Source organism: Actinomycetota bacterium (genome assembly GCA_030019255.1).
Lineage (GTDB): Bacteria > Actinomycetota > Geothermincolia > Geothermincolales > RBG-13-55-18 > Solincola_A.
This window is the reverse complement of record JASEFK010000002.1, coordinates 47,347-74,038: the sequence shown is the minus strand read 5'-3', so window position 1 is coordinate 74,038 and position 26,692 is coordinate 47,347. Positions and strand designations below refer to the sequence as shown.

The 26,692-nt window shown below is 64.8% G+C and carries 20 protein-coding genes; 16 read left to right on the top strand and 4 right to left on the bottom strand.

Annotation, left to right across the window (positions count from 1 at the left end; translation table 11 throughout):
* Positions 1-18: 18 nt before the first annotated feature.
* Positions 19-1,089, bottom strand: coding sequence for a flippase-like domain-containing protein (locus tag QME84_01985; protein ID MDI6873046.1), 1,071 nt, complete (start codon positions 1,087-1,089; stop codon positions 19-21).
* Positions 1,090-1,476: 387 nt separating this feature from the next.
* Here QME84_01985 and QME84_01980 point away from each other — a divergent pair, with 387 nt between their 5' ends.
* The 11 genes from QME84_01980 to QME84_01930 all read left to right on the top strand — a co-directional run bounded on the left by QME84_01980 (position 1,477) and on the right by QME84_01930 (position 15,083).
* A complete protein-coding gene (locus tag QME84_01980; protein ID MDI6873045.1) occupies positions 1,477-4,023 on the top strand; it encodes a heavy metal translocating P-type ATPase in 2,547 nt (848 codons plus the stop codon).
* A 25-nt stretch (positions 4,024-4,048) separates the two neighbouring features.
* A complete protein-coding gene (locus QME84_01975; protein MDI6873044.1) occupies positions 4,049-4,213 on the top strand; it encodes a YHS domain-containing protein in 165 nt (54 codons plus the stop codon).
* A gap of 152 nt (positions 4,214-4,365) precedes the next feature.
* Positions 4,366-4,914, top strand: a complete 549-nt coding sequence (locus QME84_01970; protein ID MDI6873043.1) for a SoxR reducing system RseC family protein — start codon at positions 4,366-4,368, stop codon at positions 4,912-4,914.
* A 291-nt stretch (positions 4,915-5,205) separates the two neighbouring features.
* Positions 5,206-5,586, top strand: a complete 381-nt coding sequence (locus QME84_01965; GenBank protein MDI6873042.1) for a RidA family protein — start codon at positions 5,206-5,208, stop codon at positions 5,584-5,586.
* 199 nt (positions 5,587-5,785) lie between these two features.
* A complete protein-coding gene (locus tag QME84_01960; protein MDI6873041.1) occupies positions 5,786-6,349 on the top strand; it encodes a DUF362 domain-containing protein in 564 nt (187 codons plus the stop codon).
* 383 nt (positions 6,350-6,732) lie between these two features.
* Positions 6,733-7,998, top strand: a complete 1,266-nt coding sequence (locus tag QME84_01955; GenBank protein MDI6873040.1) for a tetratricopeptide repeat protein — start codon at positions 6,733-6,735, stop codon at positions 7,996-7,998.
* 180 nt (positions 7,999-8,178) lie between these two features.
* Positions 8,179-10,341 carry a DUF5719 family protein gene (locus QME84_01950; GenBank protein ID MDI6873039.1) on the top strand — a complete coding sequence of 721 codons (2,163 nt, stop codon included), beginning with the start codon at positions 8,179-8,181 and terminating at the stop codon, positions 10,339-10,341.
* 328 nt (positions 10,342-10,669) lie between these two features.
* Positions 10,670-11,836, top strand: a complete 1,167-nt coding sequence (locus QME84_01945; GenBank protein ID MDI6873038.1) for a porin PorA family protein — start codon at positions 10,670-10,672, stop codon at positions 11,834-11,836.
* Between the two features lie 324 nt (positions 11,837-12,160).
* Positions 12,161-12,493, top strand: coding sequence for a hypothetical protein (locus QME84_01940; protein MDI6873037.1), 333 nt, complete (start codon positions 12,161-12,163; stop codon positions 12,491-12,493).
* 191 nt (positions 12,494-12,684) lie between these two features.
* Complete coding sequence (locus tag QME84_01935; protein MDI6873036.1) at positions 12,685-13,881, top strand: L,D-transpeptidase/peptidoglycan binding protein; 1,197 nt, start codon at positions 12,685-12,687, stop codon at positions 13,879-13,881.
* Between the two features lie 161 nt (positions 13,882-14,042).
* Positions 14,043-15,083: a 2-dehydropantoate 2-reductase N-terminal domain-containing protein gene (locus QME84_01930; protein MDI6873035.1), complete on the top strand. Its 1,041-nt coding sequence runs from the start codon at positions 14,043-14,045 to the stop codon at positions 15,081-15,083.
* Positions 15,084-15,114: 31 nt separating this feature from the next.
* Here the strand turns inward: QME84_01930 and QME84_01925 are convergent, their stop codons facing one another.
* Positions 15,115-16,632, bottom strand: coding sequence for an AMP-binding protein (locus QME84_01925; protein ID MDI6873034.1), 1,518 nt, complete (start codon positions 16,630-16,632; stop codon positions 15,115-15,117).
* Positions 16,633-16,788: 156 nt separating this feature from the next.
* Positions 16,789-17,883 (bottom strand): DUF362 domain-containing protein, encoded by a 1,095-nt coding sequence (locus QME84_01920; protein MDI6873033.1) that lies wholly within the window; start codon positions 17,881-17,883, stop codon positions 16,789-16,791.
* Positions 17,884-18,348: 465 nt separating this feature from the next.
* Here QME84_01920 and QME84_01915 point away from each other — a divergent pair, with 465 nt between their 5' ends.
* Entirely contained in the window at positions 18,349-20,832 is a 2,484-nt protein-coding gene (locus QME84_01915) for an MMPL family transporter (protein ID MDI6873032.1), read from the top strand.
* On the opposite strand, the gene QME84_01910 is transcribed toward QME84_01915, so the two are convergent.
* The gene (locus QME84_01910) at positions 20,819-21,754 is read right to left on the bottom strand and encodes an amidohydrolase family protein (GenBank protein ID MDI6873031.1); all 936 of its coding nucleotides are present in this window, start codon (positions 21,752-21,754) and stop codon (positions 20,819-20,821) included. The two genes, QME84_01915 and QME84_01910, sit on opposite strands and share 14 nt — an antisense overlap.
* Positions 21,755-22,220: 466 nt before the next feature.
* Between QME84_01910 and QME84_01905 the strand changes: the two genes are divergently transcribed.
* The 4 genes from QME84_01905 to QME84_01890 all read left to right on the top strand — a co-directional run bounded on the left by QME84_01905 (position 22,221) and on the right by QME84_01890 (position 26,636).
* On the top strand, positions 22,221-23,234 hold the full coding sequence (locus QME84_01905) for an alcohol dehydrogenase catalytic domain-containing protein (GenBank protein ID MDI6873030.1): 1,014 nt from the start codon (positions 22,221-22,223) through the stop codon (positions 23,232-23,234).
* Between the two features lie 233 nt (positions 23,235-23,467).
* Positions 23,468-25,168: an adenine deaminase gene (ade, locus tag QME84_01900; GenBank protein ID MDI6873029.1), complete on the top strand. Its 1,701-nt coding sequence runs from the start codon at positions 23,468-23,470 to the stop codon at positions 25,166-25,168.
* Between the two features lie 135 nt (positions 25,169-25,303).
* Positions 25,304-25,561, top strand: coding sequence for a hypothetical protein (locus QME84_01895; protein MDI6873028.1), 258 nt, complete (start codon positions 25,304-25,306; stop codon positions 25,559-25,561).
* 190 nt (positions 25,562-25,751) lie between these two features.
* Complete coding sequence (locus QME84_01890) at positions 25,752-26,636, top strand: 3-hydroxyacyl-CoA dehydrogenase family protein (GenBank protein MDI6873027.1); 885 nt, start codon at positions 25,752-25,754, stop codon at positions 26,634-26,636.
* The last annotated feature ends 56 nt before the right edge of the window (positions 26,637-26,692 follow it).

The following is a 26,692-nucleotide window of genomic DNA, read 5'->3' as shown; positions in this document are numbered from 1 at the left end:
TCCCTGCCCTCGACACGGTCAGACCTTCATCGGCTCCCGCGGATGGCGCTCGACGTCCTTCAGGATGAGCAGGAAGGCCGTTCCACCCACCAGGATGCCCAGGTAGAAATCGACAAACCTCCAGATGAGGGTGAGGAGGCCCGCCAGTCCGGCATCGGGGAGGACGCGGCTGTAGACGTAGAGGAAGCCTACCTCCCCCAGTCCGCTCCCCCCGGGAGTGGGCACGAAGGGCATGAGGATCTGCACCACCAGCTGGGCGACCATGGATTTCCAGAAATAGGAACCGTATCCCAGTCCCACCAGGGCGAAGGGTACAGCCAGGAAACCGGTGAGCCAGAAGAGGAAGGTGAGCGCGGTCACCGCCGCCAGCCTGGCCTTTCCCAGGAAGACCATCCGCCGCAGGGAGGAGGAGAAGGAGCGCACCTCCTCCCCTAGACGCGCCAGGAGGCGTCGGTATCCATCGCGCCGCCGGAGGAAGGACGGGGATAAGCGCAGAAGCACCCGGTCCAGGGCCGCCTGGGGGTGAAGGAGGGAGAACAGGACCAGGGCCAGGAAAAGCAGCCCCACGGCCAGGGCGGAAAAGAGGAAGCCCTTCACGGTGAAGGAAAATTGGAACTGCTCCTGGGCCAGCCAGATGGCCGGGGGGAAGCTTAGCATGAGGAGAAGCGCGGACACGCAGGCGCCGAAGGAGACCACGGCGGCTGCCTCTCCCGCTCCAAGGCCGTATTGGTAGAGGAAGAGGGCCTCCCCGGTGACCCCGCCGGCCCTCCAGGGGGTTACCATGCCGGTGAAGTAACCGCCGTAGACCGTCTTCAGCAGATGGGGGAAGGGGACGTCCCCGTCCACGGCCCGCACCAGTATGCGCATGCGCAGGGCGGACCACAGCCAGCGCCCCAGGGAAAGGGCTACCGCCAGCACCAGGTAGAAGGGGGAGAGCCGGGAGAGGGCGGCGGGGATCTCCCTGCCCATGGTGCTCAGGAAGATGACCACCAGGGTCGCCGTGGAGATGGATACCGCCGCCACCAGGCCGCGGCGCATCCTGGACCGGCTAACGGAAAGCCCCTTCTCCTCCAGCGGTTCCTCCTCCATGCACGCTTTCTTCCCGCTCGTCCCGCGGCAATCCCTGCGCTTCGTGTTTCCGTGCCGTGGTTTCGCGGCGACCCGAAGATTTACCCTTTCGTGCGCCGGTTACAGTATAGAACATCCGTGCCCATTTCCCTCCCGCTTAACCGCGGCAATCCCTGCGCTTCGTGTTTCCGTGTCGTGGTTCCGCGGCGGCGGGGTACCAGGCCCTTCCTTCCGCCGACCGCGGTGGGACGACTCGAGTCCGGGCCGCCGTATGCCCTTTTCGCATCGGCGAAGGAGCGATGAACCGGATCAGCTTAACCGACGGCTTCCGGTGGGATAATGGAAGTGAGGCCGGTGTGTCACCGGAATTACCGGAGTCTACGTGGGAACGAGGGATGGATGAAAAGCATGGACAAGGAAGAAGTTGCCAGGATGCCGGACGGGGAGGAGGGACGGGAGAACAGTCCGGGAAGGTCCCCCGGGAGGGTGGTGGTGCGGGTAGGGGGCATGACCTGCGCCTCCTGCGCCTCCCGGGTGGAGAAGGCCCTCCGGGAGATGCCCGGGGTCACGGAGGCCGCGGTCAACCTGGCCTCGGAAAAAGCCACCGTCTCCTATCGGCCCGAGCAGGTGGGGTTGGAGGAGATCGTGGAGGCCATCAGAGGCCTGGGTTACGAGGCTGGGCTGGATAGGGCTGTCTTCGGGGTGGAGGGCATGACCTGCGCCTCCTGCGTGGCCCGCGTGGAGAAGGCCCTCTCCGGGGTGGAAGGGGTGGTGAGCGCGGAGGTCAACCTGGCCACGGAGCGAGCCACGGTGCTCTTCGACCCGCAGAGTGCCGACTTTGATAAGATGGCCCGGGCTGTGGAGGCAGCCGGCTACCGCCTCCTTCCCGCCGGGGAGGGGGAGGAGGCCCTGGACCGCGAGCGGCGGAGAAGGGAGAGGGAGACCCGCCTCCTGCGGGTGAAGCTCATCTACAGTGCGGCCTCCGCCGCCCTCATCCTGGTCCTCTCCATGTTGGGAATGCATCTCCCCGGCCTGTCCTCCCTTACCGAGAGGGCCCGCTTCCTCATCCTTTTCGCCCTGGCCACGCCGGTACAGTTCTGGCCGGGCCTCACCTTCTACCGCGCCGCCCTGAGGGCCACGCGACACGGCACCGCGGACATGAACACCCTCATCGCCGTGGGCACTACCGCAGCCTATTTTTACAGCGTGACGGCCACCTTCTTCCCCTCCTTCATCAGCGGGGCCGGTCTCGAGCTGGCCGTGTATTATGACGCCTCGGCAACCATCATCGCCCTCATCCTGCTGGGAAGGTTCCTAGAGGCCAGGGCCAGGGGGCGGACCTCGGAGGCCATCCGTAGGCTCATGAGCTTGCAGGCGCGGACCGCCAGGGTGGTGAGGGAGGGAAGGGAGGTGGAGATCCCCGTGGAGGCGGTGAGGGTGGGGGACCTGGTGGCGGTGCGTCCCGGGGAAAAAATTCCCGTGGACGGGGTGGTGGAGGAGGGGCGGAGCAGCGTGGACGAGTCCATGCTCACCGGCGAATCCCTGCCGGTGGAGAAGGGGCCCGGCGACGAGGTGACCGGGGCCACCCTGAACACCACCGGTTTCTTCCGCTTCCGCGTCACCCGGGTAGGGAGCGACACCGTCCTGGCCCAGATTGTGCGCCTGGTTGAGGAGGCCCAGGGGAGCAAGGCCCCCATCCAGCGCCTGGCCGACCGGGTGGCGGCGGTCTTCGTCCCCGCGGTCATCGGCGTGGCCGTGGTTACCTTCCTGGCCTGGCTGCTGACCGGCCCGGAGCCCTCCTTCAACTTCGCCCTCCTCAACTTCGTAGCCGTCCTGGTCATCGCCTGCCCCTGCGCCCTGGGCTTGGCCACGCCCACGGCCATCATGGTGGGGACGGGAAAGGGCGCGGAGATGGGCATCCTCATCAAGGGAGGCGAGGTCCTGGAGAGGGCGGGACGCCTGGACATGGTGGTCTTCGACAAGACCGGTACCCTCACTTGGGGACGGCCGGAGGTCACGGACGTGATTCCGGTGGAGGGCAGGGGGGAGGAGGAGGTCCTCCTCCCGGCGGCCGCCGTGGAGAGCGGGAGCGAACACCCCCTGGCCCAGACCATCGTCGGGGAGGCCGAGAGACGTGGCCTAGCGCCCGGAGAGGTGGATGACTTCCGGGCCTACCCCGGCATGGGCGTGGAAGCGCGCTGGCGGGGAAGGGTCATCCGCTTGGGTAACGCCGAGTTCATGCGCCGCAGCGGGGTGGACGTCACGCCCCTGCAGGCAGCGGAGGAGGCTCTCTCCGGGGAGGGGAAGACGGTGGTCTTCCTGGCCTCGGATGACGAGCTCCTGGGGCTGGTGGCGGTGGCGGACGAGTTGAAACCCATGGCCGCGGAGGCGGTGGCCGAGCTGAGGGGACTGGGCATCGAGGTGGCCATGCTCAGCGGCGACCGGCGCTCCACGGCGGAGGCCGTGGCCCGAAAGGCGGGCATCCACAGGGTGATCGCGGAGGTGCTGCCCGCGGAGAAGGCGGCGGAGATAGCCCGCCTGCAGGAGGAGGGTCACGTGGTGGCCATGGTGGGGGACGGCATCAACGACGCACCCGCCCTGGCCCGGGCGGACCTGGGGATAGCCATGGGGACGGGCACCGACGTGGCCCTGGAGACCTCGGACATCACCCTCATCTCTGGAGACCTGCGCAAGGTGGCCACCGCGGTACGCCTCTCCCGGGCCACCCTGCGCACCATCAAGGAGAACCTCTTCTGGGCCTTCTTCTACAACGTCGTCGGCATACCCTTGGCCGCTGGCGTGCTCTACCCGGCATGGGGAATCCTGCTCAACCCCATATTTGCCGCCGGGGCCATGGCCTTCAGTTCCGTGTCCGTGGTGGGGAATTCACTGCGCCTGAGGAGGTTCCGCGACCCTCGGCGGAAGGGACGGGAGGAGGTGGCGGCAGCCACCTAAGATTAAGACAGGGGAGGTGGAGGAAATGTTCGGCAAGGTGGTGGACCCGGTCTGCGGCATGAAGATACGCAAGAAGGACGCCGCGGCCACCTCGGAGTACCGGGGAAAGACGGTCTATTTCTGTAACCACGCCTGCAAGGAGGAGTTCGACCGCGACCCGGAGAAGTACGCTGCTCGCCTGGAAAAATGAGGAGCGGCGGCCTCCGCCTCCCGGGTGTGATGCCGGGAAGAGGCGGGAAAAGGCGGGTGTTTCGCCGCGCTGCTCCCGCGGAGAGCGTGGAGACGTGTTCCTCTCCGGGCCGTGAACGGGAGCAACAAGCCGTGAAAGGGTAGGTGTTCGGAATGAGGGACAGGGATGACGAGCTGGAGGATTATGCGCTGGCCCACTGGAGCAACCTGGCGGGCACCTCGCCGCGCCGCTCCCGCCGCGAGCTGGGAACGGTGATAAAGGTCAAGGGGAACCTGGCCGAGGTGGCCTTTCCCCGTGGGCGCATGTGCGAGGGGTGCGGGTCCTGCTGCGTGGCGGCGGGAGAGGACACCATGGTGGTGGAGGCCCGGAACCCGGGGGGAGCGAGGAAGGGAGACCGGGTGGAGGTGGAGGTTCCCATAAGGGTCGCTCTCAAGGCGGCCTACTTGCTTTACGGCGTTCCCCTGCTGGCCTTTCTCCTGGGCCTGGGGGCGGGAGGGGTTCTGGGCGCGCTGGTCCTGGGGGGCTCCTGGGATGTCCCCCTGGGACTGTTGTTCGGGTTCGGTTTCCTGGTCCTTTCCTACCTCCTTCTGGCCAGGATATATTCCCCCCGCTCCCGGGCCTCCTCCGCCTACCGGCCCACCATAATCAGGATCGTGGAGAAGGCCGCCGGAGCCGGCGCGCCCCCGGAGCCGGACCACTAGAGCGTTGTCGCACCACCTGCACCCGCTTGCGCTTGCCTCCTTCCCGTCTTTCCCCACTCCGATGGGAGCGGGTCCGCCTCCGCGTGGAAAGACCGGACTGCGAGGCGTTACCCGTCGTTCGGACAAGCGCCGTACGGGTCGAGGAAGCTCGAACGAGCATCCTATTGTCCTGTCAGGCAGGGAAGTTAAGCGGAACGACAAGCATATTGCACCGTTGATCGACCCGGTGGAAGATGCGGCAAGGAGGGAAGCCGCCGTTCTGGTATACTTCCCTTGACGGGGGTAGAGAAGATGAAGAATGCCGGTGTTGCGGATAACAGCTCCGCGCTTCCCTCCCCGAGGGGACCTTATTCCCTGTTCGTCACCTGGGAAGGACTGGTGTTCGTTTCCGGTCTCCTGGCGGTGAGGGGCGACGGGCACGAGGTCAAGGGGGACGTCCGGGGAGAGGCCATGGTGGTCCTGCGCAACCTTGAGGCTGCCCTGCGCGAGGCGGGCAGCGGCCTGGACAAGTTGCTCATGGTTCATGTCTACCTGAAGGACATCGGCGAGTTGGCCGCCTTCAACGAGGTCTACGAGGAGATCGTCCCACGCCCCTACCCGGCGCGCAGCGTGGCCGGGGTGGACCTCCCGGGAGGTTTCCGGGTGGAGCTCTCCGCCGTGGCCCACCTCTGAAGGAAGTGCGACGCGGGAAGTGCACCCCGCTTGGGAGCCTGAGGATATACGGGAAGCGTGGTTCTAACGCCTTTCCCTTCTGCCGTGTCGTCCCGGTGGCGGGGAGCGGTATAGGAAATGGGGGAAGACGGATACCCCAGCTGGCCGGGTGGGAGGCGATGCGCAGGATATGGACGGCACGGGCAAGGAAGGGATGACCATGCCGAGGGTAGTGGTGGCTCCCCAATCCATGGGCACGGTGACCCTGGGGGTCAAGAACCAGTTCGGGTTGATCATGCAGGCCGACCGTATCCGGGACCACAACTGGAACCTCCACCGCAAGTTCGCCGACATCTTCATGCTGGTGAGGCCGCATTTCACGGTCATCGAGGGCCTGCATGCCCTCAATCACGGCCATTACGCCCCGGAGGGGCTGGCCGGGGAATGCGTGGAGGAACTCGGCGTCTTCATCGGTGGGGAGGATACCCTGGGCGTGGACGCGGTGGGGGCCGACCTCCTGGGCATCGATCCCCGGGAGGTGGAACACCTAAGGCTGGCCGCCGAAGAGGGCCTGGGGTGCGTCGACCTGGAGAACATAGAGGTCGTAGGGGACCGGGAGCCCTTCCGGAGGAACTACACCCCGGAGCTGCTTCCCGCCTATCCACCGGACGTGCGCATCCTGGAGGGCGCGGAGAGGTGCTGTGTACCACGGCCCGCATACCTCCCCTGTGGGCCAGGTGAGAAGGAGGCATTCGACTCCGGTCCGCCGGAGAGGAGGGGGTAAGACTCCGGTGCTGAGAAAACGAGGGTTCATGTAGTGGAGAACGCGGGAGTTTAACTGGTAGTTGTTGGTAAATCGCCTGCATAATTCATTGTGTTCGTATCGAGCGGAATGGCCTGGGGTTTTCGGCTGAGGTAATCGGTGGAAACAAGGTTTCGGGCGCAGGGTCGAGAACTCTTCATGGCGACCGAGAAACGGCGGAATGACGCATATCTTCCGTATACTTGCCGGCTTTGGCCGGGCAAACGCCGGGTTTCATCCTGCGAAGTTTCGATTTTCGGTCAGCTTGTCGAAGTGAGGACCGTGATATTCAAGGCTGAGCGGACCATGTCGAATGATCGGGTTGAAGTTCCTCGCGTAGAGGATGAAGCGGGAGGGGCGCTTACTTGGCTTCCTTGGAAGTGAGGGTCGTCGGCAGGCGGGAATGCGGCGCGGCGCGGCAGCCGGAAACGGTGGAGAGCATCGACCCTTCCCGCCGCGGGAGATACCCCGTCCTCTACGTCCCCGGTTTCCTCCGCCTCTACGTACTCTCCGCGGCGCTGCGGCGGCGCCTGCGCAACCTGGACTTCGCCGTCTACACGCTCCGGATGCCCAATTTCAACTCCGGGGACATACGCTGGAGTGCCAAGGTGCTGCTGGACAAGGTGGACGAGCTCCGCGTTCTCTCCGGCGCCGATAGGGTGGCTCTTATCGGCCAGGGCCTGGGGGGCCTGGTGGCCAGGTTCATGGTGGAGGGCCTGGGCGGAGCCGAATTCCTCTACCGCCTGGTCATGCTGGGCACCCCCAACCGCGGTTCCCTTACCTTCTACCTCTTTTTCCCCTTCAAGGCCGCCCGGCAGATGCTCCCGCGCAGCGCTTTCCTAAGGAACCTCGCCGAGGCCTACCGGGAGACCTGGGGGGAGGAAAGCCCTCCTTACTACTCGGTTTGCACTCCCCTGGACGCCGCGGTCATCCCCTGGACCAGCTGCCTTCTGGAGGGGGCCGAGAACCTGCGTCCGGGATGGCCCTGCACCCATATGGGGCTGGTGCGCTCCCGGGCCGTGGCGGCGCTGCTCTCCGTTCTCCTGGAGGGAGAGGCGGACCGCGAGGAACGCCGCCGCGCCGAGGAGGACCAGGCGGCTCTGCGGGACCTGAACCGGGCCCTGGAGGAGGATCCCCTGAATGACGCTGCCCTCCTGCGCCGCGCCGAGATGCTCATGAAGTGGGGGTATTACAGCGCAGCCCTCCGGGACCTCAAGCGACTGGCCAAGCTGCGCCCCGACCTCCCGGAACTCTATATCCTCGCGGGCAGGGCCTACAGGCACAAGATAAAGTACGACGACAACCCCCTCTACAACCAGGCCATAAGGAACTATACCCGGGCCATCAGCCTGGAGCCGGGTTCGGCGGAGGCCTATTTCGAGAGGGGGGTGTGCTACGCCCTGCTCAACGCCTGGGGTGAGGCGGTGGACGACTGGGACCGGGCCCTTATCTTAAACCGCGATTATTACCCCGCCTACCTGGCGCGGGGCCTGGCCCGCAGGAGGAGGGGAGATATGGGCGGGGCGGAGGAGGACTTCCGGGAGGTACTGCGCATAAACCCCGGCGACCGGGATGCCTCGCGCTTCCTCTCAGAGCTGGAAGGCCGAGGTAACCGGCAGTTGGGAAACTGAGTTAGCCGGCGCCCCGCATCGGCAACCCACCTGAAAGCGGCGTTCAAGGTATGGCCATGCCACCGTCGAATAAGCATAGCGAGGCACGTAAAAGGAGGCGTTGCCGGTCTTATGGAGGGATATCTCCCTAAGGAAAGCCGTTCCGGGCACGGAGCAGCACGGTGGGGACGCGGGCTCCGGGTGCCCTTCCTCCTTCTCCTGACGGCCGCATTCCTGGCCGCCATCGGCTTCCCGCCGGGAGGGGGCAGGGCCAGGGCGGGAAGCCTGAGCGGCTGGAAGTTCTGCATCGACCCAGGCCACGGCGGGAGCGATCCCGGGGCCGAGGGCCCCACCGGCCTCCTGGAGAAGGACGTCAACCTCAAGGTGGCCCTCAGGCTGCGCGACCTCCTGGTGGCCGAGGGTGCCCAGGTGCTCATGACCCGGGAGAGCGATGTCACCGTGAGCATCACCCAGCGCTGGCAGATGGCCAACGCCTGGGGGGCGGACCGTTTCATCAGCGTCCACCACAACTCGATTGATAACCAACCCGAGGTCAACGGAACGGAGACTTGGGTTTACCAGTACGCAAGCGAAGAATCTCTCAAGTTGGCCAACGCTGTACAGGCGGAACTCCTTGCAGAATTTGGCCTGCCCAATCGGGGGGTAAAAAGAACGGAGAAATTCGGCGTCCTGAAAAACACCACCATGCCCGCTATCCTCACCGAGGCCTCCTTCATCTCCAACCCCCAGCAAGAGCAGCTCCTGAGGGACGACGCCTACCTGGCCCGGGAGGCCCAGGCCATCTTCCGCGGCATACGCATGCCCTCCCGGGTAAGCTTCATCCAGCCTCCCGAGAATCGCCCGTGCAGCGGTCCGGTGGAGGTTTCCCTGCAGGTGGTGGGATCGGATAGCCTGCAGCGCGTGGACCTCCGCCTGGAGGAACAGCTGCTGGGCAGCCGCAGCGCGCCGCCCTATGACTTCACCGTGGATACCTCCGCCCTGAGCGACGGCACGTACCGCTTAAGGGCGGAGGCCTATTACCTCAACGGTGGGACGGCCACGGTCTCCCGCGACCTGGTGGTGGCTAATGCTGCCAAAAAATGGTATTTCGCCGAGGGGACCACCGCCGCTGGGTTCGATGAGTGGCTCACCGTCCTCAACCCCAACCGGGAGGCGGTGGACTTCACCGTCTCCTACCATTTCGTCGAGGGCGATACCATGGTCCGTTCATACCGGGCGGAGGCGGAGGCCCGCGTCACCATCCAGGTGGCCAGGGAAGTGGGGGAGGGACGGGAGTTAGGGATAAGCGTGGAGTCTCCCCTTCCCCTGGCGGTGGAACGTCCCATGTACTTCCTCTACGCCGGCAGGTGGGCTGGGGGCCACGTCTCCTCGGGGATCACCAATCCCTCCCGGACCTGGTACTTCGCCGAGGGCTACACGGGTCCCGGCTTCCAGGAGTACCTGTGCCTTCTCAACCCCGGCGGTGAGGACGCCCGGGTCACCGTGGAATACTACTGCCAGGGTGGCCTGCTGGCCGAGGAGGATCTGGTGGTGCCGGCTGGGAGGCGCCGCACCCTGGACGTCAACCGCAGCGTGGGTCCCGGGCAGGAGGTGTCCGTCAGGGTGAGTTCCGATCGAAATATCGTGGCCGAGCGACCCATGTACTTCCTCTACGCCGGCAGGTGGGCTGGGGGCCACGTCTCCTCGGGGACCACCAATCCCTCCCAGACCTGGTACTTCGCCGAGGGCTACACGGGTCCCGGCTTCCAGGAGTACCTGTGCCTCTACAACCCCAACCCCTACGTCAACCGCGCCGCCATAACCTACCAGACCTCCGGGGGAGTGAACATCACCGACGAGGAATACATTCCGCCCTATTCCCGGAGGACGCTGGACGTGAACCGCCGGGCGGGAAGCGGCCTGGAGTTGTCCCTTCTGGTACAGGGCGAAGGCCCCCTTGTGGCCGAGAGGGCCATCTATCACGATTATTCCAACTGGTGTCGGGGCGGGGACGTAGCCGTCGGGGTGAGATCGCCCTCGCGCCACTGGTACTTCGCCGAGGGCTACACGGGGCCCGGATTCGAGAATTGGCTGTGCATCCAAAACCCCGGCGGCCAGGACTGCCAGGCGGAGATATGGATATATACCGAAGGCGGCGAGCTCCTCGAGGAGAAAGTCATACTGCCTGCTCGCACCCGGACCACCCTGAAGTTGAACTCCATGGTCCCCTACCAGGAGGGGATATCCGTATCCCTTCACGCCGGGGGGGAGGTGGTTGCGGAGAGGCCCGTATACTTCCGGTACTACAAAGGTTGGGTCGGCGAGCACGTCTCCAGCGGTTATGCGCCGGGGATGCAGAGGTGATAATACTTGAAGAGGGCGTCCCGAAAGGGGAGGGAGGTGAAAGGGGAGAAGGAAAGGAAGAGGAGAGCAAGGATGGCACGAGGCGCGAGAGTCTAACGAGGGAACGCGTCGCAGGAGAGGGATGTGGATGGGGGAGCGCGCGCGAGGGGTGAGAGTTAGCCGGGGCCGGGTGCGATATGGTGAAGAGAGGGAGTCGAGGTGCCGAGCGTAACGGGAGGGATGCGGTTGAGCGAAAGGATTTTCGGCGAAGGTTAGCCGCGGTGCGGGGTAGAATATTAAACCTGAAATGAAATTCGCGGGAACGGAAGGACTTGGCAAGGAGGTAGTGATGAAGGGAGCGGTGAGCAAGATACTTATCGTGCTGGGGATCGTTCTCATCCTGGCGGCCATCCTCTGGTGGGCCATCGCCGTGAACGCCCTGGTGAAGCTGCCGGACGACGTGGACGTGGAGAACAAGTACGAGGGGGAGATAACCTGGTACGTGGACCCCATGACCCATAAGCCGCTGGCGGAGGGAGAGGAAGTGAAGCTTCCCTTGGAGGTTACCCAGAAAATAGTCTCCCTGGCGGAGGAGTTCGATTCCTCCACCGGCCCCCTCAAGGAGACCATCGAGCTGAAGATAGGGGGCATGGCCCAGCCGGCCCAGGAGTTCGTCTACGTGCTGGACCGCAAGACCCTGGAGAACGTGAGGGACGACCGTGCCTACGCCTGGACTCCCGACAACGTCGTTGACCGCGAGGGAGCCTACTACCCGCTCTTCCCCTTCGACACCTCCAAGGACGAGACCTACAGGCTGTGGAAGAACGAGATCGGCGAGGCGGTGGAGGTGGAGTTCGTCAGCGAGGAGGACAAGGAGGGAATAACCGTCTACAACTTCAAACTGGCCTTCGAGGACAAGGAGGTGGTTGGAGACTACGTCCAGGGCATGGGCCTTCCCGCCTCCACCAGCTTCGAGGAGCTCAAGCCCCTCCTCAAGGCGGCGGGCGTGGACGTGGACGCCTTCCTGGCCCTGGCCGTGCAGGCCATGCGGCCCGAGGATCTGCAGGCCCTCCAGCAGGCGCTGCAGGGGGAGATACCCCTCAAGTACTACTGGACTGCGGAGCAGGAGATGTCCGTGGATCCCAAGACCGGCACCCCCGTCGACATCTACAAGAGCGCGGAGAGCCTCACCTACAAGCTGGACGTGGAGGGGCTTTCCGGTCTCCAGGCCGTCCTGGCCAAGTACGTTAGCGATCCCCGCCTGGGTCCGGCCATCGCCCAGCTGGCCGGGCTGCAGGAGCAGATGGGCGAGGCAAGGAAGGTATTCTCTTACGAGTACGCTTCCACCCAGGACACGGTGAAGGCCGCGGTGGAGGACACCAAGGACGGAGCCGGAAAGATAAACCTGGTCAAGGTCTATATTCCGTGGGCCCTGCTCATCGTGGGCGCCCTCATCCTCATCGTGGGCCTGCTCCTGGGCGGAGGCCCGGCACCGGAACAGGCGGAGGAGGAATAAGCTGCCCGCTGGTTAATCGGTGCCCAACGGGGCTTCGGATGCGGGAGGAACCTGCCTCCCGCATCTTTTATCCTACCTCCAGTCCGGCAAGGTCGGGGGAGGATGCCGGAGCGCTCAAGCAGGTGCCATGGGGTGTGAAAAAACTTTAGAAGCCGCACCCTCATCCCGGCACGATAAGGCCCGTCATCCCGGCAAGGTAGGTAGAACCGGAGGGAGTCATTGTGCCCCCGCGAGGCGCATAGGATAATGTTTGCATGAGGATAGGCAGGTTGGGGATAGGCAGGTTATCCTCAAGGTGACGCGGAAAGTTAAGAGGGAGCGGAATTGGAAGAACCATCGCCGGAGCGCCGCTGCCCCCTGTGCAACGCGCTCCTGGAAGAGATGCCCGAGGAGGGGTGTTTCCGCTGCCGCAAGTGCCTCTCCCTCTCCCGCTTTCGCGGGGAGGAGCTCCTGGCCATGGACATCCCGGGATACTACCCGCGCCTCGAGGAGCTTCGCCGGCGAAACCTGGAGATCGTGACCCTCATCGAGGCCGAGGGGATGAAGGGGGAGTGGCGGGACATGCAGTACATAAGGAGCCTGCACGAGGAGAGGCAGAGGGTGCTCTCCGAGTACAACTTCCTAAGTTATTTCCAGCAATTCGTGGATCGCTGGTGAGGAGCGCCGGCCGACCGGCGCGGAGGGTCCCCGGGTCAGGGAAATCCCCTCAACCGTGGCCGCAGGGATCGAGTGGCGGAGCCTTGAAGTTGCGAGGTCCGGTGCGCCCGGCGGGAGGTGGGCGCAGGAACCCGGTATGAGGGGGAAGCGTCATAAATCCCGATAAACGCCGGGAAAGGAGGTAGGGAGGATTGGCGAGGGAGAGGATGAGCAACTGGGAGAAGCTGCTCTCGCTCCTCAGGCCCAGGAGCGGGATTGCGCGCTGGGCGCTCCTCCTTCTTTCGGCCCTGGCCGTCTTCCTGTTGGCCGCCTCCACGGTGACGGTCCTGGCCGATTCCCGCCACCGGGGGGAGATGTTCCCCAACACCACCGTCCTGGGGGTGGACGTGACCGGCATGAGCCGCGAGGAGGCAGTGGAGAGGGTGCGCGAGGAAGTCGTGGCTCCCCTCATGACCCCCCTCACCCTGAGCTTCCGGGGGCGGAAGTGGGTCATCGATCCCCAGGAGCTCAACCTCCACGTGGACGTGGAGGCCCTGGTGGACCTGGCCTACCGGGCGGGATGGGAGAGGTCGGTCTTCGAGCGCGCCCTGCGCAGGGCCTTCAACCGACCCCTGGACATCAACATCGGGCTGGAATATTCGATGGACCGGGACCTTTTGACCAGGAAGCTGAACGCCGTCGCTGCGGAGATCTACTGCGAGGTGAGGAACGCCTCCCTGGATTTTAACTTCAACACCGGAAAGCTCACCTTCCATCCCTCCCGGGACGGCCTGCGCATGGACGTGGAGGCCACCCTGCGGGTGGTGGAGGAAGCCCTGCTTTCCCGCGAGAGGGTGGTGGAGCCGGTGGTGGTAGTGACGTCCCCCTCCCTCAAGAGCGAGGACGTGCAGACCGTCCTGGTGGTGGATATCATGGGCAACACCCTCAAGTGGTACAACAAGGATACCCTCATAAAGACCTATTACGTGGCCACCGGCGAGCCCAAGTACCCCACCCCCCTGGGAAAGTTCTACATCATCCGCAAGGAGGCCAACCCGGTGTGGATAAACCCCAACACGGAGTGGTCCAAGAACATGCCTCCGCGCATCGAGCCGGGACCCGATAATCCCCTCGGGGCCAGGGCCCTGGTGACCAGCGCCGCCGGGGGCACGGTCCTCATCCACGGCACCAAGAACCTGGTGCCCGGGCTCCATTCCCACGGATGCATCCGCATGGCCAACTGGGCCATCATCGAGCTCTTCGACCACGTGAACGTGGGGACGCCGGTCTTCATCTGGACCTCCAAGCCGGTGCCGTTGCCGCCTCCCGAGCAGGGACCTCCGGTGGGCCCGGAGAACCCCGGGCTGGGCAGCACCGGAAACTCGAACACCGGGGAGGCCACGCGGTGAGAGAGGGTGGGGTCGCCGGCCCGGACGGGTACCCTGCCGTGTCTTTTTAACGAGGAAGGCCGCGCGGTGTGCTGGATGGGATATCTTCCGTGCGGTAGTGGGAGCGGGAGCGGCGGGAGGCACGGCCGCGCGTATCCTGTCCTCGACGCCGATGAAGGCAGATGCCTTTCCGGATCGGTAAGTGCGGTTACGGCCGGAAGGGAAAGGAAATAATTACCATGCGGGTGGCGGTGGTGGGAGCGGGAGCCATGGGAGGCCTGGCCGCCCACATCCTGGCCGCCTCGGGAGCGGAGGTGGTCCTCTACGAGACCCGCGAGGAACGACTCGCCTCGCTGGCGACGGAGGGCCTCCGCCTCCGGGGGGTCCTGGAGGGGGAGAGCCGGCCGGAGGTCAGGCACCCCTCGGAGGGCGGCGCGCCCTTCGATGTTTTCATACTGGCAGTGAAGGCCCACGTCACCGCCGAGGCCCTGCGCCCGCTGAGCCCCTTCGTGCACCGGGACACCTTCTACCTCTCCCTGCAGGAGGGAAACGCATGGGAGGAGCTGGTGGAATTGGTGGGCGGGGAGAGGGCCTGCGCCGCTCTGGCCTGGGTCTCCGCCGCCGAGGCCGTAGACGGGACGGTGGAGGTGGAGGGTTGCCGTTCCCTGGTCGTGGGGTCTGCCGCTCCCGGGGAAGGGGGTGCCGAACCCCCGGGATTGGCAGTCCTCATGGGTGCCCTGCAGGACGGGTTCCCCGGCAACGTGGAGGTGACGCGTGACCTGCGGAAGGCCACCTTTTGCCGGCTGCGCTCCGTAGCCCCGGTTAGCGCCCTGTGTGCCCTTGGGGGTGTCGCCCCCCGCGATCTCCGGAACCGGGAGGGTATCGGAACCTGGCTTGAGGAGGCGGTCGAGGAAAGCACGGGAGTGGCGACTTCCCTGGGCCTGAAGTTACCGTTTGTCGAGAATCCCTGGGAGGATGCGGTGTGGGATCGGCTCCCTCCCCCCATGCTCCGCGATGTAAGGGCCGGTAGGACGACGGAGCGGGATTACCTGACGGGGTTCCTGCTGCGCGAGGCCGCACGCTGCGGTGCCAGGACCCCTCTCCTCAGCGCCCTGCATTTCCTGCTTGCGGAGGTGGAGAGGGGGGAGCGGGTTCCCGGGGAGCCCCTCTTTCGAGAGCTGCGCCGTCGTGTTTCCGAGGAACGCGGCATGTCCTTGATGTGATCGGCGGCCGGGCACCGGGTGGCGTAACCCGTCAGCGGCGCAGTAAGCGGTCCCTGAGCTCCTTCCTGGAAGGTTTTCCCAGGATAGTCCTGGGGAGCTCCGGGAGGAAGGTGATGCGGTGGGGGACCTTGTAGTAAACAAGGTGTTTTCTGGCGAATTCTATCAGCTCACCCTCGCTGGCGCCCCTGTCCGGCTCGAGGACCACGAAGGCGTGCACCACCTCCCCGCGCACCGGGTCCGGCTCGCCCACCACCGCTGCCTCCCGGACGGCGGGATGCCGCTCCAGGACCTGTTCCACCTCCGAGGGATAGAGGTTGAACCCCCCGGTGATGATGAGGTCCTTCTTGCGCTCCACGATATACAGGTAGCCGTCCTCGTCCAGGTACCCGATGTCCCCGGTGTGTAGCCATCCCCCGCGGAGGGCTCTCTCCGTCTCCGCCGGCTCCTTGAAATAACCCTTCATCACATTGGGACCCCGGACGCAGATCTCCCCCGGGCTTCCGGAGGGTAGTTCCCGTTCGAAGTTGTCCCGGATGCTCACCTCCACCCCGTGGATGGGGGGACCTACGGAGCCCGGCTTCATCGGGATATCCGGGCGCTGGCAGGATACCACCGGCGAGGCCTCGGTGAGCCCGTAGCCCTCGTAGATGTAGACCCCGAACTTCTCCTTGAAGGCCATCAGGATTTGCTCCGGGAGGGGGGCGGCGCCGCTCTGCAGGCGTTTCCAGCTGCGCACGTTGTAGCGGTGGGCGTGCGGGTGGTTGAGGAGCTGGATGAACATGGTGGGAACCCCGGTGATGGAACGGATGTGGTACCTCTCCGTGCAGCGGAATACCTCCTCGGCGTCGAACCAGCGCATGAGCACGCAGGAAAGCCCCCTGATGCCGGGAAGCAGGGATACGGTTAGCCCGTAGGAATGGGACAGCGGCAGGGCGGAGAGGGCCACCTCGTCCGGGGTAACCCGGTTGGTCTCCACTACCGAATAGGCGTTGCTCCCCAGGTTGCGGTGGGTGAGCATGACTCCCTTGGGCCTCCCCGTGGTCCCCGAGGTGTAGAGGATGGCAGCCACGTCGTCATCGGAGAGGTCCGGCCTGGTCTCCAGGGTCTCCGGCTGCTCCCGGATCATCTCCTGGAGGTTAAGGAGGCCTTTCTCCTCCCCCTCGCAGAGGATGACCCTTCCCCGTTCGAAGAGGCGCGGGCAGGCCAGGCGGACCTTCTCCAGGAGGTTGGGGGTGGTCGCCACGTAGGCGGCCTCCGAGTGCTCGGCCATCCAGGAGAGCTCCTCCGCGCTGATCAGGAACATGGTGGGACAGAAGATGATCCCCGTTTTGGCGCAGGCCCCGAAGAGGTGGGAGAATTCCGGCACGTTCTCCATGTGGACCAGCAGGACCTGGCCGGGCTCCAGGCCCAGCTCCAGAAGGGCGTGCCCTATCCTGCAGACTTCCTGGTAGATCTCCAGGTTGGTGTAGGTTCGCTCCTCGAAATTGAGCAGCACGTATTCCGGATGTCTCACCAGTTCACGGTCGTAGAGGTCCGTGAGGATGGTCATTTCCCTTACTCCCTGCTCCCGCCCCCGGGCTCACTGCTTTTGCTTATCTACCCCCCGCGTATTCGGGCCCGGACTCCGGTCTGCGCCGTCGGGTTTCCCGGCCTGCCGGCACCGACGAGCGCTCAAGTCGATTTTACGCCCTGGGGTTCCTCGGAGCTACCGGCGGAGGAAGTCCACCAGCCGCCCCACCTTCACCGCCCCCTGCGGGCACAGCTCGTAGCAGCAGTAACAGCCGATGCAGCGTTCGGTGTCGAAACGGGGGTAATCCTTCAGGGTTATGGCTCCTGCGGGACACCCCCGCAGGCAGGAGGCACAGGCGGTGCATTTCCCGCGGTCCACGCCGAGACGGGGGCGGGAAAGGCGGCGGAAGACGGTCCGCTGCAGGATTCCGCCCGGATCGAGGCGCGCCAGGGTGGAGGGAAGCCGGAAGCCGGGGATGGGCGTGAGATCGCCCTCCGCCTCCACATCCTCCAGGCGGGAGGGGGCCAGCCCCCTCTCTTCGGCGTACCTCTGGGAGGGGACTTTCCGTGGCTCCACGCCCATCAGGTGACATACGGCCAGGTCCATGGCTCCGCCGCTGTCGGAGGAGAGTAGGAGACCCACCTGCCGCAGGGACCCGCCGGAGGGCCCGTTGCCCTCCATTCCGGTCACCGCGTCCATGATCACCAGGTCCGGAGGGCGAATGGCGTAGATGTCCACCAGGAGTTCTCCGAACCGCTTGGGACTGGGGGCCACGGAATGGAGGCGGGCCTTCTCCCCGCCCACCAGGAGACCGTAGCTGTTCTTTATGGCCCCGGTGATCACCGTGGAGAGGTGGGTCTTGAACTTGGGCATCGATATCCAGTGGTCCACCTCGAAGACCTCGGAGCATACGGAGACCCGGTCCACGTAACGGGATTCGAGCCTCACCGTGCGGGGACGCAGGCTGAGGTTCACGAAGTCTTCACCCGCTGCCAGGTCCATCCCGGTTACCCGGGCCATGCGCGCCACCATGCCGTAGCCCCGCACCCCGGGGTTGTCGCCCACCAGGACGTGGCAGCCACGTCGGCGGAGCTCATCCCGCACGGCCTTCACCAGGAGCGGGTGGGTAACGACTCCTGAATCGGGGTGAAAGGGGCCCAGCAGGTTGGGTTTGACCAGGACCGTCTTTCCGGGCCAGTCGATTCCGCTGCGGTCCAGCATGGCGGAGACCAGTGGAACCAGGGTTTCCTCCCGGTAACGGGCCGCCGGCCTTGCCAGGATGTAGGCCATATCCTCCCTTCCTCGAGATCTGCCGTGGGGTGGCAAACCACGCATCCGTGTTAAGCATGAGCATAACACCGACCCGCTTTTTATCAGCACCGGTGGACCAAATGTGGCTACCGGAGGAAGCCGACGGGGGGCCGGAAGTCAGAGATAGCGGAAAAGCTTGGGATGAGCTTCCACGTTCGGGAAAAACTTCGCTCCGGCCATCGGCCCGGTGTCTTTTTCGGCGAGTCTCCGAAGACAAGAAAAACCGTCGCCATGGGCATGGATAGCGGAAGGAAAGGGGGTGAGCCTCCACGTGGAGGGAAAACCCCGTGATATCCCGGTACAGGCCGAACCGGGCAAAGGGCGGGAAGGGTTGCGACAAAAGGGGGTAGAAAAAAATGAATATAATGAAGATCGCGGGCGGAATGCGGAATGGTTCTCCGCGCCCGGGCGGGTAAGGTGTCCGCTCCCAGGGAAGGAGGAGGGGTGAAGTTTTTCGCGCGCTTGTGCCGCGACCATGCGGGGTGGGTGGTACTGGCCTGCATCGCCGTTACCATTCCTGTGGCCGCGGGCATGGGTTTCATCGAGGTCAGGGCGGGGCAGAAGGACCTCATACCCACCAAGTACGAGGCCTCCCGGACCATCAAGGACGTGGACCGCCTTTTCGGCGGGATCAACACCGAGGTTCCCATGGTGGAGAGCGATTATATGCTCACCTACCCCATGATCAAGAAATTTCTTCTCCTTGAAGAGAACATGGCCGAGGAGGTGGGCGAGGAATACTTCGTGAGCGTGGAACATTTCCTCTCCGGCTTCGCCCGCAACATGATGAACGAGGCCCGCAAGCAGTACGGGCCCATGGTAAAGGACATCTCCACCATCATCCGCTTCGGCGAAGGCACCCTGGTCCCCGACCCCTCCGATCCGGGAAGGACCCTCCCCTTCGAGGAGGTCCTGGAGAAGGGGGTGGAGCAATACCTGGCCAACCCGGTAGCCCGCAAGTGGACGGTGGAAAAGGAAGGTTCGGCCCTTCTCTCCGAGGACAATCGTTACGCCGCCATATGGATAAAGGTCAATCCCGACCTGGACACGAAGGGCACCCGGGAGGCGGCCCACCGCTTCGAGGGCTTCTTCCACTCCTATTTCGAGGACGGGCAGCCCCCGGCCTCGGTGACCTTGAGTGGCGATCCCTCCATCGACCGCGACCTGGAGAACTACGTCATGCAGAGCACTTGGCTCCTGGCCCTCATCGCCGTGTTGGTGCTCATGGCCCTCCTCTACCTCACCTTCCAGAGGCTCACGGACGTTTTCCTGCCCCTGCTGGTAATCGTGGTCTCCGCGGTCTGGATCTACGGATTGATGGGGTGGCTGCGCATACCCTACACCATGGTCTCGGCTGTCCTGGGGCCCCTGGTCCTGGGTATCAGCCTGGGCAACCTGGTGTACATGATGAGCCGTTTCTACGAGGAGTTCGGCATCCGCAGGGACCAGAGGGAGGCCGTTTACAGGGCGGTGGTCACCGTGGGCGTGGCCATCTTCCTGGCCTGCATCACCACCTTCTTCGGCTTCGCCTCCTTCGGTTTCTCCGACTTCGACGCGCTGCAGCAGTTCGGTTTCATGGGCGGGGTGGGCATCGCGGTGTGTTTCGTAATGAGTGTCACCCTCCTCCCCGCCCTCATGGTACTGCGCGAGAACCGCAGGTTGCGCCGAGGAAGATCGAGGGCTCCGCGCGGGGTGGCCATTTTCGCCGCCGGGGGGACTTCGCGCTATGACCGCCTGATGGAAAGAATTTCCGGTATCTCCCAGGACCGGCCGCGGGCCGTGATTACCATATACGTCCTGCTCGTCCTGGCATGCGTGCTGGGTACCTTCCGCCTCACCACCACCCCCGACCTGCGCGCCCTGGCTCCCCAGGACATACCTTCTCTTCAGGCCCAGTACCGGCAGGAGCGCATCTTCGGGGGCGTGCAGCAGGACGTGCTGCTGATCACCGGGGACGTGCTCGATCCCCAGGTCCTCCTGGCCATGCGGCGCTTCCAGGAGGAAATAGCTTCCACCCCTTACTTCACTACCAACGGAAGTTCCAGCCTGGCCGAGCTGATACAGGATTTCCGCGCGGAAACGGGGAAGGCGAAGTCCGGAGAAGACCCGGCGACCGCGCTCCCCGCCACGTCGCAGGAGGCGGAGGAGGATCTCGCCGCCATCGCCGAGCTCTTCGGCCCCCAGGAAGGCAACCTGATATCCGCCGACCACCGCGCCGCCCTGATCAGTATCTTCAGCGAGGGGGCCAAGGACAACCGGGAGATGATGGACAAGGACCGCGTGCTGCGGGAGGCCGCGGAGGAATGTTTCGGCTCCCTGGAGGTAGGTTACAGGCTGGGCGGCATCACCCCCATGACCGTGGCCATGCTGGGCAACCTGGTGCCCACCCAGATTCGCACCGCCATCCTGGCCCTTCTCCTCTCCGGCCTGGTGCTGGTGGTCATCTTCCGTTCCCTGACCTATGGGCTGGCTACCCTCACCGTGCTCATAGCCGGGGTGGCCGCGGAGCTGGGTTTCCTGGCCCTCATGGGATGGACCCTGGACATGATGACCGTTCTGGTGGCCTCCATGATCATAGGAATGGGAATCGACTACGGCATCCACGTGACCCATCGTTTCCTGGAGGAGTATGCGCCCCGCGAGGTGGGCGTGGCCCAGGCCCTGGACATCTCCGTGGTCCGGGTGGGAAAGCCCCTCCTGGCCAGCGTGGTCTCCACCGCCGGGGCCTTCCTGATCATCTCCCTGTCCAAGATGGCCCCCATCCGCCGTTTCGGGCTTATCACCGCGGTGTCCCTGGTGGTTTCCCTGGTGGCCAGCCTCCTGGTGCTGCCCTCCGTGATCACCCTCATCAGCAGGGGCAGGCCCCACCCCCACGCCGAATGGGAGGAGGAGGAAGGCGCGGAGCCGGAGGCGGTCACTCCAGTTTGAGCAGGCGGGCGAAGGCCTTCCCCATGATGATCTCGATCTCCTCCGGGGTGAAGGACACCTCGGGGCAGCAGCTGAGGTCGGGCTCGGTCACCGCCTTGACCCAGCGGTCCCAGGGGCAGAGGACGTTGAGGTAGGGACCGTCGGTGCCGAAGAAGACCCTCCAGGGGCCTATCTCGTCCAACACCGTGCGCAGCATGTGGTAGAACCTCTCGGGGTGGCTGTTGAAGATTATTTGCCAGCCGGAGAAATCGAAGTAGACGTTGGTCTTGATGCCGGCCACCATGAGGGCTTCTTCCCAAAGTTGATGGGCGACGTGGGCCATGATGATGGGTAGGTCCGGGAAATCGGCGGCCACGTCGTCCACGTGGATGGGCTGGGTGAAGCGGAACTTCATGGGAGCCGGCTGGCTTCCGGTGTGGAAGAGGACCGGGATCCCGTACTCCAGGCATTTCTCGTAAAAGGGATAAACTACCGGGTCATGGGGATAATAACCCGCGGTAGGGTGGAGCTTCAGTCCCTTCATGCCCCATTCCTCTACGCCGCGCCGGAAGAGGTCCAGCGCTCCCGGACGCCGGGGGTCGATGGTGAAGAAGGGGATGAAGCGGTCCGGAAAACGTCTGGCCGCCTCGGCGATCATGCGGTTCTGCTCTTCCATGGACACCGCGGGCTCGCCGGCCTGGAGGCCGTAATCCACGGCGAAGATACAGGCCTTGTCCACCCCGGCGGCGTCCATGTTGGCCACCGTCTTCTCCCCCGTGGTATCGGCGAGGACGGGTATCAAGTTGTCCACCAGGGCCTCCGGGTCGGGGTATTCGCCCGTGGCCCGGCCAACGGGGATGGTTGCCACCCTGGCCATACCGATGAAGAAGCTGCGGTCGATCCAACCCTCGCCCACCAGATGCACGTGGCTGTCGATGATCATGGCCGTACCCCCTCCTTCACGTTCTTCCCCGAAGCCTTTACCCTGAGTATAGGGGCAGTGAAGGCCCTCATCAAATACGCAGAGTCTTGGAAGAAGGAGTGGCGCGGAAAAACCCGGCTTTTCCGCCCGTGGCCTTCCCCCAGGCCTCCACTGAGTATAGGGGCAGTGAAGGCCCTCGCCAAGTCCGTGAAGCCATGGAAGGAAAAGGAAAAACTGCCAAAACAGCCCGGTTTACCCGCCGGGAGAAGGCCTTCGCCGGGTGCGCCGTTTCCTTGGCCCGGCGCGGGGTTCCGCCGTTACGGAAGGTATGGGGAGGAGATATTCTTACCCGGTTATTGTCTCCTGAAACGGTGAGGGGGATGCGTTCCGTGAAGAGGGCGCCGAATTTCAGCCACCGCGCCCTTGCCATGGGTTATCATGATTATAAGAAACGTGGGGAAGGAGAGGTTCGGAGGAAGGTGGCGCCATGCTCGGCCTGTATTTCGACGGAGAACTGAGACTGCGGGATGACCTCCCGGTTCCCGAGCCTGGACCGGGCGAGGCCCTGATCAAGGTGATGGCCGCCGGCATATGCCATACCGACCTGGAGATAGTCAGAGGTTACATGGATTTCAAGGGAGTCCTGGGGCACGAGTTCGTCGGTGTGGTGGAGAAGAGCGACAATCCCCAGTGGGTGGGGAAGAGGGTGGTGGGGGAGATAAACTGTTCCTGCGGGGTCTGTCCCATGTGCATCGAGGGAAGGGCCCGTCACTGTCCCCAGCGCACCACCCTGGGCATCAGCGGCAGGGACGGAACCTTCGCCGAGTATGTGGTGCTTCCCCTGGCCAACCTGCACCTGGTCCCGGACACCATGCCCCTGTACACGGCCGTCTTCGTGGAGCCCCTGGCGGCCTGTTTCCGCATCACCGAGCAGGTGCACGTAACCCCCAGGCTGAAGGTTGCGGTGCTGGGGGACGGTAAGCTGGGACTTCTGGCCGCCCAGGTCATGCGCCTGACAGGATGTTCCCTGGTGGCTATCGGGCGCTACCCCCATAAGCTGAAAATACTGGACCGCCTCGGAATCCGAACTGCGCTGGAGGACGAGTACCGAACGGACGAGCAGTTCGACCTGGTGGTGGAATGCACTGGCCGCCCGGAGGGTTTCCGGCTGGCCCGGGAGTTGGTCAAACCGGCGGGCATCATCATCCAGAAGAGTACCTTCGTGGAAAGGGTGGACCTGGACATCTCCCGCCTGGTGGTGGACGAGGTCCAGGTCATTGGCTCCCGGTGCGGTCCCTTCCAACCGGCCATCCGCGCCCTGATGCGCGGGCTCATCAACGTGCAGGACCTGATCGACCGGCGCTTTCCCCTGGAGATGGGACTGCAGGCCTTCGAGTACGCCATGCGCGACGGATCCCTCAAGGTCATCCTGGAGATGCGCACCTACCCGGCGGAGGGCCTGCGCAAGCCGGGGGAGCTGGAGGAGGAACCGGTCATCTGAGGCTCGCCCGTTAAAGCGCAAAGGAAAGTTGAAGGACCGGGCGGGATTCGTTTAACTCTCAGGCGACAGGGGGATTTCCTGATATCCTCCGGGTAGACATGGTGACCGTTTTACGCCCCTCCCGGGTACTTCGGGGGCGGGTATCAACGTGCAGGGATCCGAATTCGGGGAGTCGGTAAGGCTGCGGCCCGTGGCGGCCTTAAGGCTTCCGGAGGGCGAAGGAGGGTCAATTGATGGAGGAAAGGTTCCTGGAGGTGGCCAGAGGCGAGGGAGAGGCCGACCTTCTCCTGGTGGGAGGCCGGGTGGTCAACGTCTTCACCGGGGAGATAGGAGAGTACCCGGTGGCCGTGGCCGGGGGCAGGATAGCTGGCTTCGGGGAGAGGCCGGCCCGCGAGGTTCTGGACCTGAAGGGGGCCTTCCTCTGCCCCGGCTTCATCGACGGGCACGTGCACATCGAGTCCTCCATGATCGCCCTTCCGGAGTTCGCCCGCGCCGTGGTGCCGCGGGGGACCACGGCAGTGGTCACCGATTACCACGAGGTAGCCAATGTGCTGGGAGCGGAAGGTCTTTCCTATATGCTGCGCCTGGCCGAGGATCTGCCCCTGGACGTCCTGGTCATGCTCCCCTCTTGCGTTCCCGCCACCCCCATGGAGACGGCGGGCGCCGTCCTTGAGGTCAGCGACCTGCTTCCCCTGCGGGAGTACGACTCGGTCATCGGCCTGGGGGAGATGATGAACTTCCCCGGCGTCATCCACGGCGACCCCTCGGTGTGGGCCAAGCTGGAGGCCTTCCGGGGCCTTCCCGTGGACGGGCACGCTCCCGGACTGCGCGGGAAGGAGCTGGACGCCTACCTGGCAGCGGGGGTGGAATCTGATCACGAGTGCGTGGAGCTGGAAGAGGCCAGGGAAAAAATGGAAAAGGGCATGTACGTCTACATCCGGGAAGGTTCCACGGCCAGGAACCTGGAGGCCCTTCTCCCCCTGGTGGATTCCCGCACCCAGGCTCGCTGCCTGCTGGTCACGGACGACAAGCAGCCGGAGGATCTCCTGGTGAACGGCCACCTCGACGCCGTGCTGCGCCGGGCGGTGGAACTGGGACTGGACCCGGTGACCGCCCTGCGGCTGGTCACCCTGAACCCGGCGCGGCGCTTCCGGCTGGCGCGGAGGGGAGGGATAGCTCCCGGGTGGTGGGCGGACCTGGTGATCCTCGAGGACCTGAGAAGCTTCCGGGTCCTCAAGGTGTTCAAGCGCGGAAGCCTGGTGGCCGAGGAAGGCGTCTATTCAGGGCCGCGGCGCCCGGTGACCCCGGCGCCCGGCGCCATGAACATTGCCTGGGATAAACTCCCTTCCCTGGACATCCCCGCGGAAGGGAAGAGGGTGCGGGTCATTGACCTGGTCCCCGACCAGATAGTCACCGGATCACTCCTGGAGGCGCCCAGGGTGGAGAACGGGATGGTGGTGTCCGATACGGGCCGGGACCTCCTTAAAGCCTGCGTCTTCGAGAGGCACCGGGGGACCGGCAACCTGGGATTGGGACTGGTGCGCGGCTTTGGGTTGCGAGAGGGCGCTCTGGCCTCCACCGTGGCCCACGATTCCCACAACCTGGTGGCCGTGGGAGTGGACGACCGGGATATACTGACCGCCGTCCGCCGGGTGGAGGCCATGGGAGGGGGCCAGGCGGTGGTCACGGGAGGCGAAGTTATCGCCGAACTTCCCCTGGATGTGGCCGGCCTGATGTCCACCCTGCCCCTGGAGGAGGTGGCGGCAAGGGTCAGGGAGCTTCGGGAGGCGGCCAGGGGGCTGGGGTGTCCCCTGAGGGAGCCTTTCATGGCCCTGTCCTTCCTGGCCTTGCCGGTGATACCGGAGCTGAAGATGACCGACCGGGGGCTTTTCGACGTGGGTTCCTTCCGCCACGTGCCCCTGTTCGCGGATTGAGTCTCCCCGGAGGGGAGGCCTTTGCCGGTCCGATCGCGCGAGGTGGCGGCACCGGGTCCCGGTGCTCCCGTACGGCGGTGGGACAGGGAGGGGATCGGTGTCCGGAAAACGGAAGAAAGGGGGAGCGAGTCCCCGATGGAACGTGTGAAGAACCTAGAGGAGTGGGTGAAGTCGGCACGTGCCCAAGCGGGGACCTTTTCCCACGGACGGGGCGATACCGGGAGCCTGCTCTCCGGGGGGAAGGAGCTGATCCGAAAGCTCGAGGATCTCATGCTCCGGAGAAGGGGAGCTGAGATCACGGCTGCCGCCATTCTTTTTCTGGTCACCTGCACGAATTACCTCCGGGGGAGAATGGCCTCCAGGCGGACAAAAAGGATCAGGCTCAGGTTGTGATATACTGGGAAAGCGGCTGCAACAGCGGAGGTTTGGAAAAAGTTTCTGCGCCATCACGCAGCGGATACCAAGGCACGTGGCGGCCGCTTATTCCGGGATGGGGATTGGGCTATCCGGAACGGGTTCGCGACAGTTGGATCACGGCGGGGAAAACGGCAGGGAAAGGAAGTAGCACGGGAGGTCAGCAGCAATGGAGATCAGGAAGGTTTTCGTCGTCGGCTCCGGCCTGATGGGTAGCGGCATCGCCCAGGTGACCGCCTTCGCCGGTTACCAGGTGAAGATGCACGACGTGGACGAGGAACGCACCTCGAAAGGGATGGAAGCCATCAAGAGCTCCCTGGGCAAGTTCCTCTCCAAGGAGAAAATAACCCAGGAGCAGTACGATGCCGCCCTGGCCAACCTGGCCACCACCACCGACCTCAAGGAAGCCTCCGACTGCGACCTGGTGGTGGAGGCGGTCTTCGAGGACCTGGAGGTCAAGAGGCAAGTCTTCTCCCAGCTGGACGAGATATGCCCGCCCCATACCATCCTGGCCACCAACACCTCGGCCATCCCCATATCCTCCATCGCCGCGGCCACCAAGAGGCCGGACAAGGTGGTGGGGACCCACTTCTTCAGCCCGGTGCCCCTGATGCGCCTCTGCGAGATAATCCGGGGGCTGCAGACCTCCGAGGAGACCATGGACATCGCCGAGAAGTGGGCGCAGTCGGTGGGCAAGGAGACGGTACGGGTGCTCAAGGACCATGCCGGTTTCATCGCCAACCGCCTCTACCTTCCCATGGGCATGGAGGCGGCCAGGATGCTGGAAGCCGGGGTGGCCACCCCCGAGGACATCGACAAGGCCATGCGCCTGGGTTACAACCTGCCCATGGGTCCCCTGGAGCTGGCGGACATGACCGGCATTGACGTGCTCATGAACGCTTGCCTAGCCATCTACAACGACACCGGGGATCCCAAGTACTATCCTCCGCCGCTGGTGCGCCGCATGGTGGCCGCCGGGCTGCTGGGACGCAAGACCGGGCGGGGTTATTACGATTATTCCAGCGGCAAGCAGGAGAGCTACTGGAAGCTGTGATCCGCCGCTGGTGCGCCGCATGGTGGCCGCCGGGCTGCTGGGACGCAAGACCGGGC